Origin of the sequence: Cellulomonas sp. (assembly GCF_036279715.1) — a bacterium.
In the GTDB taxonomy this organism is placed as follows: Bacteria; Actinomycetota; Actinomycetes; order Actinomycetales; family Cellulomonadaceae; genus Cellulomonas_A.
Map to the genome: position 1 here is coordinate 1 of NZ_DASUIR010000060.1, position 10349 is coordinate 10349.

Annotated in this window: 9 protein-coding genes; all 9 read right to left on the reverse strand. The window is 72.1% G+C overall.

Annotation, left to right across the window (positions count from 1 at the left end):
• Nucleotides 1–74: 74 nt before the first annotated feature.
• Entirely contained in the window at nt 75–1097 is a 1023-nt protein-coding gene (locus VFW79_RS06430; protein ID WP_329676493.1) for a LacI family DNA-binding transcriptional regulator, read from the reverse strand.
• A gap of 28 nt (nt 1098–1125) precedes the next feature.
• Entirely contained in the window at nt 1126–1779 is a 654-nt protein-coding gene (locus VFW79_RS06435) for a lactate utilization protein C (RefSeq protein ID WP_329676494.1), read from the reverse strand.
• The gene (locus VFW79_RS06440) at nt 1776–3257 is read right to left on the reverse strand and encodes a lactate utilization protein B (protein WP_329676495.1); all 1482 of its coding nucleotides are present in this window, start codon (nt 3255–3257) and stop codon (nt 1776–1778) included. The genes VFW79_RS06435 and VFW79_RS06440 overlap by 4 nt, the downstream gene beginning before the upstream one ends.
• The gene (locus tag VFW79_RS06445) at nt 3254–4066 is read right to left on the reverse strand and encodes a (Fe-S)-binding protein (RefSeq protein ID WP_329676496.1); all 813 of its coding nucleotides are present in this window, start codon (nt 4064–4066) and stop codon (nt 3254–3256) included. The genes VFW79_RS06440 and VFW79_RS06445 overlap by 4 nt, the downstream gene beginning before the upstream one ends.
• Nucleotides 4067–4102: 36 nt before the next feature.
• Nucleotides 4103–6157: a bifunctional aldolase/short-chain dehydrogenase gene (locus tag VFW79_RS06450; protein ID WP_329676497.1), complete on the reverse strand. Its 2055-nt coding sequence runs from the start codon at nt 6155–6157 to the stop codon at nt 4103–4105.
• A 139-nt stretch (nt 6158–6296) separates the two neighbouring features.
• Nucleotides 6297–7121: a class II aldolase/adducin family protein gene (locus VFW79_RS06455; protein ID WP_329676498.1), complete on the reverse strand. Its 825-nt coding sequence runs from the start codon at nt 7119–7121 to the stop codon at nt 6297–6299.
• Nucleotides 7122–7147: 26 nt separating this feature from the next.
• Nucleotides 7148–8659, reverse strand: coding sequence for a rhamnulokinase family protein (locus VFW79_RS06460; protein WP_329676499.1), 1512 nt, complete (start codon nt 8657–8659; stop codon nt 7148–7150).
• Nucleotides 8660–8685: 26 nt separating this feature from the next.
• The gene (rhaI, locus tag VFW79_RS06465; protein WP_329676500.1) at nt 8686–9852 is read right to left on the reverse strand and encodes an L-rhamnose isomerase; all 1167 of its coding nucleotides are present in this window, start codon (nt 9850–9852) and stop codon (nt 8686–8688) included.
• Between the two features lie 89 nt (nt 9853–9941).
• Nucleotides 9942–10298, reverse strand: coding sequence for an L-rhamnose mutarotase (locus tag VFW79_RS06470; RefSeq protein ID WP_329676501.1), 357 nt, complete (start codon nt 10296–10298; stop codon nt 9942–9944).
• Between the last annotated feature and the right edge of the window lie 51 nt (nt 10299–10349).

Genomic DNA, 10349 nt, shown 5'->3' on the forward strand with positions numbered 1-10349 from the left:
TCGGGGCCCGCCTTCGCTCGCTTCTGCCACACGCGAGGTCGGAACCCGCGGTGAGTCACCCGCTGAAACGGCGCTCAGCGCTCGGACGACGCCCGGACGACCAGCTCCGGCGCGAAGACCACCTGCTCGACCTCGGCGCTCTCGGGCGCGAGGAGGAGGTCTGCGGCGCGGTAGCCCATCTCGTGCGTCGGCTGACGCACCGAGGTCAGCGGCACGGCGAGCTCGCTCGCGATGTCGATGTCGTCGTAGCCCACGATCGCGACACTCTCGAGCAGTGCGGTGCCTCCACGCAGTCGCAGCGCGCGCTGGACGCCGACGGCCACGAGGTCGTTCACACAGAACATCGCGGGGGGGAGTCCGCCCGGGGCGTCCGCGAGTGCCAGCGTGGCCTCGGCGCCGCTGGCTGAGTCGAGGGCTCGCAGGCGGACCTCGCGCACGGCGTCGGCAGGGTCCAGGCCGGCGTCCGCCGCCGCTCGGCGCGCACCGGCAAGGCGGGCTGCGCACTGGCGGATGTCGTGCGAGCCGTTGAGCATGACGACGTGCGTGTGACCGCGCTCGATCAGGTGCGCCATCGCGAGCGCTCCCCCCGCCTCGTCGTCGACGCTCACCGAGGACAGCCCGCTGGTGCCGGCCGGCGCGTCGAGCAGGACCACGCGGACACCGCGGCTCTGGATATCGAGGAGCTGACCGAGGTCCGGGCCGCTCGGCACGACAAGCAGGCCCACGACCCCGTGCTGCTCGAACAGCTGCAGGTACTTCCGCTCGCGCGCCGGGTCGTCGTCCGAGCTGGCGAGCATCAGCGTGTAGTCGGCCACCGCGAGGCGATCCTCCACCCCGCGGGCTACCTCGGTGAAGAACGGGTTGCGGATGTCCAGGACCACGACTCCGACGGTCGTGATGGTCCCCGCCCGCAGCTGTCGCGCGACCCCGTTGGGCACGAAGGACATCTCACTGATCGCCGCCTCGACCCGGGCACGCGTGGCCGGAGCGACGATCTCCGGTCGGTTCAGCACGTTCGAGACGGTGCCGACGGCGACTCCGGCGAGGCGCGCGACATCGCTGATGGATGCGCGCTTACGCCGTGCGTCGGTCGTCACGGCCTGATCATCCCAGACGTCCCCGCGCTCAGGCGTCCTGGACGACGAGGACACGCAGGTCACGTGGCCCGTGCACGCCCTCGACCCGGACCAGCTCGATGTCGCTCGTCGCGGACGGCCCTGAGATCCAGGTGAGCGGTCGGTCCGGGTGCCGTGCGAGCAGCCGGACCGCCTCGGGGACAGAGCCGACCACCTGCGAGGCCGCGACGACGCAGACGTGCCGGTCGGGCAGGAGCGTGAGGGCACGGCGCCCCTGGTCGGGCTGAGCGTCGAGCACGATCGTCCCCGTCTCGGCGATGGCGACCCGCGACCCGGTCAGGACCGCCGCGACGGCGTCGAGCTCGGCGTGGGTGCGCGGCGCGGACGGGTCGTCCACCTGCACGTCCACGCCCGCCGCACGCGCCGCGCGCAGCCACGAGGGATCAAGGCCGGACGGCACAACGACAGACGCGACGTCGGTCAGCGTCGCGGCGACAGCCTCCGCGAGCCCCGCGACGGTGGTCCGCACGACCGTGGCGCGGTAGTCCTCCAACCGGTCGACGAACCGGTCGACGGCCTCGACGCTGCCGGCCGCGACGGCTCCCTCGACGCGATAGGCCCGCGGGGCGGCCCCCGGGCTGGGGACCCCGGACGCGTCGAGAGCCCGGCGCACCGCGCCGAGCACCTCGTTGCGCGCGCTCATCGGGCCGACCACCAGTCGCGGAACGTCTGACGAGGCAACGGCGGCAGGTCGCGGCTCGCAGTCCACAGCGACCCGGGGAACGGCAGCCGGCGGACCCGGCGGGGCAGCACGCGCGAGAGCACCGGCACGACCCGACCGGCCCACCGGAACGTTCGGCCAGACCGCATGGACAGCGCGACGAGCCCCAGTGCCGCCGCCCACCCGGAGGGCCGCGATCGGCGGCCCTCCGGGTGCTGCACGCGGTCGCGCAGGTGCACCAGGGCGGTCGGGATGTCGATCTTCACGGGGCAGGCGTCGTAGCAGGCCCCGCAGAGCGAGCTGGCGAACGGCAGGCTCGCGGCCGGGTCGTGCGGGTCGAGGCCGCCGATGCCGAGCAGCTGCGGCGTCAGGATCGCCCCGATCGGGCCGGGATACACCGAGCCGTAGGCGTGGCCGCCGGTCCGCTCGTACACCGGGCAGACGTTGAGGCACGCGGAGCAGCGGATGCAGTGCAGGGCCGTGCGCCCGATCTCGTCGGCCAGCGCACGGGTGCGCCCGTTGTCGAGCAGCACGAGGTGGAACTCCTGGGGACCGTCGCCCGGCGTGACCCCAGTCCAGGTCGAGGTGTAGGGGTTCATGCGCTCCCCCGTCGCGCTGCGCGGCAGGAGCTGGAGGAACACCTCGAGGTCCTCGAACCGGGGCAGGACCTTCTCGATCCCCATGACGGTCACGAGGGTCCGCGGCAGGGTCAGGCACATCCGGCCGTTCCCCTCGGACTCCACGACGCCGATCGTCCCGGTCTGCGCGATCGCGAAGTTCGCCCCGCTCACCGCGACCTGGGCGCGCAGGAACCGGGCCCGGAGGTGAGCGCGGGCAGCGGCCGCGAGGGCGGCCGGGTCCGACGTGAGCCCGTCCGGGGCGTCGCCCATCCGGGCGTCGAAGATCTCCCGGATCTGCTCCCGGTTGCGGTGGATCGCCGGTACCAGGATGTGCGAGGGCATGTCCCCGGCGAGCTGGACGATCAGCTCCGCGAGGTCGGTCTCGGTCGCCTCGATCCCCGCCGCCGCGAGGTGCTCGTTCAGGCCGATCTCCTGGGTGACCATGGACTTGACCTTGACGACCTCCCGGGCGCCGGTCGCCTGCACGATGCCGGTGACGATGCGGTTGGCCTCCGCGGCGTCGCGGGCCCAGTGCACCTGGCCACCGCGCGCCTGCACGGACGCTTCGAGCTGCTCGAGGAGCTCGGGCAGCGCGGCCATCGCGGCTGCCTTGATCCCGGAGCCTGCGTCCCGCAGGTCCTCCCAGTCGGGCAGCTCCGCGGTGACCGCGAGGCGCTTGTCACGGATGGTGTGCGTGGCCTTGCGCAGGTTGACGCGCAGCTGGGGGTCCCGCAGGGTGTCGTGGGCCGCGGCGGGGAACGACGGTCCCCACCGCAGCGGCTCGTCGGGGGTGTGCTCGGGCATCGGGTGGACCGAGGGCATGCCGAGGTAGGTGCTCATCGCGCTCCCCTCCTCGCGCCGGCCCGCACGACGCCGGGACCGGCCGCCACCGGGTGCCACGGGTCCTCGCGCGTCGAGGCGAGGATCTCGGCGAGGTGGAGCGCGCGCACCCCGGTGCCCTGCCGGTCGAGGGCTCCGGAGATGTTCATCAGGCACGACCAGTCCCCCGCCGTGACGAAGGGTGCCCCGGTCGAGACGATGCTCTGCACCTTGTCGTGCACCATCGCCCCGGATGTCTCCGAGTTCTTGAGCGCGAACGTGCCACCGAACCCGCAGCACGAGTCCGCCTCTGGCAGGTCACGCAGCTCCAGGTCCGCGACGGCCCGCAAGAGCCGTGTCGGACGGTCCCCGACGCGCAGCATCCGCAACGAGTGACACGTGGGGTGGTACGTGACGGCGTGCGGGAACCAGGCCCCGACGTCGGTGAGACCGAGCACGTCGACGAGGAGCTGCGACAGCTCGTAGGTCCGTGCGGCTACCGCGTCGGCGAGCACGGCCAGGTTCTCGTCACCCCCGCGGCGCGCGACCATCGCCTGCTGGTGGCGCGTCGCTCCGACGCACGAGCCGGACGGACCGACGATCGCGTCCCACTCGCCGTCCAGCACGGGCGCGAACGTGCGCACGTGGTTGCGCACGATGGGCAGCGCCTGCCTCTGGTACCCGGAGTTGACGTGCATCTGCCCGCAGCACGCCTGCCCCGCGGGCACGTCGACCTCGTGGCCGAGGCGCTCGAGCAGGCGGACGGTGGCCTGCGCCGCCTGCGGGAACACGGCGTCCACGAGGCAGGTGGTGAAGAGCGCGATGCGCACGGGTGGCCTTCTCCTGGTCGGCGGGTGCGGACGGGGTCAGCGCAGGAACGCCGCAGCCACCCCGGAGTCCACGGGGATGTGCAGACCGGTGGTCTGCGCGAGGTCGGGTCCTGTCAGGACGAAGACCGCGGCGGCGACGTGCTCGGGAAGGACCTCGCGCTTGAGCAGGGTCCGCCGCGCGTAGTACTCGCCGAGCTTCTCCTCGGGCACGCCGTAGACCGCGGCCCGCTGGGCGCCCCAGCCCGCCGCGAAGATGCCGGAGCCCCGCACGACGCCGTCGGGGTTGACGCCGTTGACGCGGATGCCGTGCTCGCCGAGCTCCGCGGCCAGCAGCCGCACCTGGTGCGCCTGGTCGGCCTTCGTCGCCGAGTAGGCGATGTTGTTCGGGCCCGCGAACAGCGAGTTCTTCGAGGCGATGTAGACGATGTCGCCGCCCATCGCTTGGGCGACCATCGCGCGGGCGGCCTCCCGGGCGACGAGGAACGACCCGCGTGCCATGACGTCGTGCTGCAGGTCCCAGTCCCGGACCGTCGTCTCCAGCAGCGGCTTGGAGATCGACAGACCGGCGTTGTTGACCACCAGGTCGACCCCGCCGAACGCCACGCAGGTGGCCCGGACGAGCTCGGCGACGGCGTCCTCGTCCGTCACGTCGGCGTGCACGGCGACCGCGACGTCGGGACCGCCGAGGTCGCGGGCGACCTGCTGCGCGCTCTCGAGGTTGACGTCCGCCACGACGACGCACGCCCCCTCCGCGGCGAGCCGCTCGGCGATCGCCTTCCCGATCCCCGACCCGGCCCCGGTGACGACGGCGATGCGCGTCGCCAGCGGCTTCGGCCTCGGCATCCGCTGGAGCTTGGCCTCCTCGAGCGCCCAGTACTCGATCCGGAACTTCTCCTGCTCGTCGATCGGCGCGTAGGTGCTGATCGCCTCGGCGCCGCGCATGACGTTGATGGCGTTGACGTAGAACTCGCCCGCGACCCGCGCGGTCTGCTTGTCCTTGCCGAACGAGAACATCCCGATGCCCGGGACGAGGACGATCGCCGGGTCGGCGCCTCGGATCGCGGGGCTGTCAGCGGTGGCGTTCCGGTCGTAGTACGCCTGGTAGGCGGCGCGGTACTCGCCGTGCAGCTCGTGCAGTCGCGCGACCACGTCCTCCAGCGGCGCCTCGGCAGGAAGGTCGACGACGAGCGGGGACACCTTGGTCCGCAGGAAGTGGTCCGGGCACGACGTGCCCAGCGCCGCGAGGCGGCCGAGCTCGGTCCGCGAGAGGAAGTCGAGCACGACGCCCGAGTCCGTCAGGTGCCCGACCTGCGGGCGATCCGTCGACGCGAGGCCGCGGATGACGGGCGCGAGGTCCGCGGCGCGACGCCGACGCTGCGCCTCGGGCAACGCCTCGAACCCGGGACGGATCTCGCCGAACGGATGGCGACCGGCGGTGTCGAGCTCAGCCGTGCGTCCCGCGATGTACTGCTCGGCCGTGCGGATGATCTGCAGCGAGCGGGCCTCGACCTCGTCGGACGTGGCGCCCCATGCGGTGATCCCGTGGCCGCCGAGGATGCAGCCGATCGCGTCGGGGTGCGCGTCGTGGACCGCCGCGATGTCGAGCCCCAGCTGGAACCCGGGCCGGCGCCACGGCACCCAGACCACGCTGTCACCGAAGATCTCGGCGGTCACGCGCTCGCCGTCCGCCGCGGTCGCCAACGCGATGCCGGCGTCGGGGTGCAGGTGGTCGACGTGCGGCGCGTCCACGAGCGCGTGCATCGCCGTGTCGATCGACGGAGCGGCACCACCCTTGCCGTGCAGGCAGTAGTCGAACGCCGCGACCATCTCGTCCTCGTCGTCGACGCCCTGGTACACCCCGACCAGCGCACGCACCCGGTCGAGCCGCAGGGTCGCGAGGTTCTTCTCGGTCAGCGTGCCCAGGTCGCCGCCGGAGCCCTTCACCCAGAGAAGGTCGATCGGCTCGCCGGTCACCGGATCGGTGTCGGTGCCCTTCGCCGAGGTGTTGCCGCCGGCGTAGTTGGTGGTGCGAGGGTCGGCGCCCAAGCGGTTGGAGCGCGCGACGAGGGCGGCAGCCGTGGGGTGGGTCATCACAGATCTCCGGGGGCTCGACATTGAATCCTTTCATTACCGTAGCAGGACGTGGGTCCCGCGGCAACGGGATCTCGGGCACGCCGGTCACGTACCGAGGCACGGCCAGCAGCCACTGGCCCTGCCGGTGCGGGTCTGATCAGGCCCAGGGCGACGTGATGTTGAACTCGGAGGCGACGCGCCCGACCTCGTCACGCGTGAGGCCCTCCGCGCGGCCACCGGCGACGAGGTCCATGTACTCGTACTTCGCGCCGGTCTCGGCGTACTCGATCCGATCGACGGCGCGCGTGACCGAGAGGTCGGAGCGGGCCATGACGCCGTGCTTGCTCCACAACGTGATCTGGAAGTCGCGCAGGCCCTCGATGTTCGCCGCCATCATCTCGGCCGACCCCGGCACCATGAACTCCAGGACGCACACACCCTCGGGGAGGGCGACGATCGACTCGGGCTCCCACCGCAGGATCCGCGCGTTGAGCGCCTTGGTGTCGCGGTAGGCAGGGATGTGGGACAGGTACGTCAGGTGCATCGGCTGGGCGTGCACGACGGCCTGGAACGTGATGCCACGGCGCGCCACCTGGTCCTGGTGGACTCCCAGGTGCGAGTTGAACTCGCTCGTCAGCTTCTCGAACAGCCGGCGCGGGGAGGTGAACATCGTCCCCGTGAGGCCGCCGTCGTGGATGCGCACGGCAGCGACGCTTGCCTCGGGGTCGTCCTGGATCTGGCGCAGCCGGCGACCGGAGCCCGTCACGAGGATCGTGCGTCCAGCCAGCGCGGGGGCCGGCAGCGGCAGCTCGATCTCGGTCTCCAGCGGGAACCGGCGGCGCACCTCCAGGTCCCAGCCGACGTACACGGAGATGTTCCCTGCGCCGGCCTCGGAGGCGTCGATCTCGCAGATGCGGGCGCCGGCGACGCCCATGCTGGTGAGGAGCTCGTCGAGCTCGGGATAGGGCTGGGTGACGGGCATCGTGGTGTCCTTCTCGTGGGCCGGGGTCAGATGCCCAGGCGGTCTGCGGCCTGCTGCCAGGCCAGGTCTGTCCCGGTGGGTTCCCACCGGCGCATGGGTGTCGAGGCCGCCACGACCTCGCGGATCGCGGGAAGGCCGCCGTCGAGGTGCCCCAAGGCAAGCGCCTGGACCAGGAGGTTGCCCATCGCGGTGCCCTCCGCGGGGCCGGCGACCAGCGGCAGTCCCGTGGCGTCCGACGTCAGGCGACACAGCAGCTCGTTGCGCGAACCCCCGCCGACGAGGTGCACGACCTCGACGTCGACTCCCGAGAGCCGGACCACGTCGCGCACGGCACGCCGGTACGCGAGGGCGAGCGAGTCGAGGATGCACCGGGTCGTCTCGGCCGGGCTCGACGGCACCGGCTGCCCTGAGGCGCGCGCGGCCTGCGCGATCCGGGTCGGCATGTCGCCAGGCGGTACGAAGGCGGGGCTCTCTGTGTCCACGACCGTGCGGAGGGCGGGCACCTGCGCTGCCGCAGCGAGCAGGGTCGCCAGGTCCTGCTCGACGCCCCGCTCGCTCCAGGTGCGCATCGACTCCTGCAGGAGCCACAGACCGGAGACGTTGCGCAGGTAGCGCACGGTGCCGCCGACGCCGAGCTCGTTCGTGAAGTTGGCCCGGCGGCTCTCCTCGGTGAGCACCGGGGCGTCGAGCTCCACCCCGACGAGCGACCACGTGCCCGAGGAGATGTACGCGGCCCGCCGGGGGTCCATCGGCACCGCCGCCACAGCCGAGGCCGTGTCGTGGGACCCGACGGCGACCAGCCGCGCACCATCCAGACCCAGCCTCGTGGCCACGGGCGAGAGCACGGGAGCCACGATCGTGCCCGGATCGATCACGGGCGGCAGCAGCCGCGCCAGCGCATCCCCCGTCATCCGCTCGAGCGCGTCGAGCACCGGCCCGCTCCACCCGCGCGTCACCGCGTCGAGCATCCCCGTGGTCGACGCGTTCGTGAGCTCGGCGAACCGGGTGCCGGTGAGCCAGTACCCGAGCAGGTCGGGGATCAGGAGCAGGTCGCGGGCCGAGCGCAGCTGGGCGTCCGCGGCGGACGCGGCGAGCTGGTAGACCGTGTTGAACGGCTGCACCTGGGTGCCCGTGCGGTGGTAGAGCTCCTCGGGCGTCATGTGTGCCGTGAACTGGCCGGGCACAGCGTCCGTGCGGGCGTCCCGGTAGTGCCACGGGTTGCCGAGCAGTCGCCCGTCGACGTCGAGCAGGCCGTGGTCGACCGCCCACGTGTCGATCCCGATGCTGACCAGCGGGCCGTGCTGGGCCGCCGCGACGCGCAGCCCCTCCTGCACCCCCCGCCACAGGGCCAGCACGTCCCAGCGCAGCTCCTCGCGGCCCCCGGACCGCCCGTCGAGCCCGTCCGCCCAGACGTGCACGGGTGTGTTCGCGAACCGCCCGACCTCCTCGACGAGCAGCCGCCCGCCCTCGAGGCGGCCGACCAGGACGCGGCCGCTCGACGCCCCGAGGTCGACCGCCGCCATCGCGGGCGTGCGCACCGTCGTCGTCCCTTCGTCCGTACCGGTCAGGCGCCCCAACCGGCCTGCTGCCCGCCCACGCGGTCCGCGACCGCGGCCTCGCCGTACCCCGAGGCGAGGTACGCGGCCACCGGGTCGCCAGGCAGACCACGCTCCTCGCGCCACGCGGCCAGGTCGGCCCGCACGTCGGTGTAGAAGGCGTCCATGACGATGCCGTTCGCGCCGAGCACGTCGCCGGCGTCCTGCGCCTCGCGCAGCGCGTCACGGTCGACGAGCAGAGCCCGCGCCGTCATCTCCTGCACGTTGAGGACGGAGCGGATCTGCCCGGGGATCTTGTCCTCGATGTTGTGGCACTGGTCGAGCATGAAGGCCACGGGCGAGTCAGCCTCCAGGCCGCCGCCGCGGACCACCTCGAAGAGGATCCGGAAGAGCTGGAAGGGGTCCGCCGCGCCGACGATGAGGTCGTCGTCGGCATAGAAGCGCGAGTTGAAGTCGAACGATCCGAGCCGGCCGAGGCGCATGAGCTGGGCGACGATGAACTCGATGTTGGTGCTGGGCGCGTGGTGACCGGTGTCGAGGCACACCATCGCCCGGTCCCCCAGCGCCGTCACGTGCGCGTACGACGTGCCCCAGTCGGGCACGTCCATCGTGTAGAAGTACGGCTCGAAGATCTTGTACTCCAGCACCAGCCGCTGCTGCGGCCCGAGCCTGTCGTAGATCGTGCGCAGGGACTCCGCCAACCGGTCCTGACGCCCGCGGATGTCCCCCTGACCGGGGTAGTTGGTGCCGTCGGGCAGCCAGATCTTCAGGTCCTGCGAGCCGGTCTGGTCCATCACGTCGATGCACGCGAAGTGGTGGTCGATCGCCTTGCGCCGGATCCGGGGATCCGTGTGGGTCAACGATCCGAGCTTGTAGTCGTCGTCCTGGAACGTGTTCGAGTTGATCGTCCCGAGCCGCACGCCCAGCTCGGCGGCGTAGGCGGCGAGCTGGCCCCAGTCGTCGACCAGGTCCCACGGGATGTGCAGCGCCACGGAGGGGGCCAGCCCCGTCAGGGCGTTCACCTGGGCAGCGTCCTGGAGCTTCTCCTGCACCGTGCGCGGAGTGCCCGGCGTGCTGAACACCTTGAAGCGGGTGCCCGCGTTGCCGAACGCCCACGACGGGAGCTCGATGGCCTGCCGGCCGAGGATGTCGAGAACCTGCTGGTTGATTGCCACGGTGGTGTCCTTGGTCGGTGATGCCAGATATGAATCGTTTCATGCGCGGAGATCTGAGGTCAAGCGAGCGGGCTCGCCACCCCGTCGGGTCAGTCCTCCTGAGCCGCGTCGAGGGCAGCGAGCTGGTCATCGAGGTTGAAGATCTCCTCGAGCCGGACGAAGCCGGTGTCCGGCCGCGCGTCACCGAGATCGACGAAGAACTCGGCCATCTCGGCCTGCCACCGAGCGTTGACGTCGGTGAGCTCCATCTGAGCCTGCGCCTGCTCGATCGACGGCGTCTCGACATAGCCGATGAGCAGCCCGTCCTCGCGCAGGAACAGGGAGTAGCTGTGCCATCCGGTGCGAGCCAGGGCGCGCAGCATCTCCGGCCACACAGCCTGGTGGCGGGCCTTGTACTCGCGGATCCGATCGGGTCGGACCTGGAGCTGGAAGCAGACGCGGGTCATCGCTCTCACCGTTCGTTGACGCGGTCGGATGTGTCGGGCCGGGCGGCGGGC